This window comes from Actinocorallia lasiicapitis (assembly GCF_054778695.1).
The window spans coordinates 1-602 of record NZ_BAAGZI010000891.1; the positions used below are offsets into that span (position 1 = coordinate 1).

Below are 602 nucleotides of genomic sequence, written 5' to 3' on the forward strand. Positions count from 1 at the left end.
GTTCACCGCCGACCACCAACGCGCCGTCGGCGAAAGTATGGCCTTCGAGCAGCACCGGTTCGCCGATCCGGATCGGATGCCGGTCGAGCGGCGGCACCGGTGGCCCGGACGCCGTGCCGAGCAGCACCCGCGCGGTGACGAACGGATCGGCCGCGACGCCCGCCGCCGCCCGCTCCTCCTGCCAGAGCAGGTCGGCCCCGGGCAGCAGGGTCATCCCGGCGACGTCCAGGGACAGCCGCCCGGCGAGCGCGCCCATCAGCACCGGATACGCGCCGAACAGCCGCCACACCGCCGTCCCGCTGATCGTGTCGACCTTCGCCGCACCCACCGAAACCCGGACGATCCGCCCGGCCCCGCCCTGCTCCAGCACCCCGTGTACCTGCACCTGGACGGCCGTGGCGTGCTCCATCACCTCGACGCCGAGCACCATCAACCGCCCCGAGACCTCTTCGCCCACCCCACCCCCTTCCATGAACTCCCGCCTGGTCAGCAGCATCGCCCGCGCCCACAGATCACCCCACCGCCGAGCGGGCACCCGGGCCAGCGCCGCGATCGGCGCCGCCGCCCGCAGCTCCCCGCCCAGCCCGTCGACGAGCACCGCC

General features: G+C 74.6%; 1 pseudogene. It reads right to left on the reverse strand.

The annotated features are described in order from the left end of the window. Positions 1 to 602, reverse strand: a pseudogene (locus tag ACYVE7_RS35345) (hypothetical protein); the annotation flags it as partial.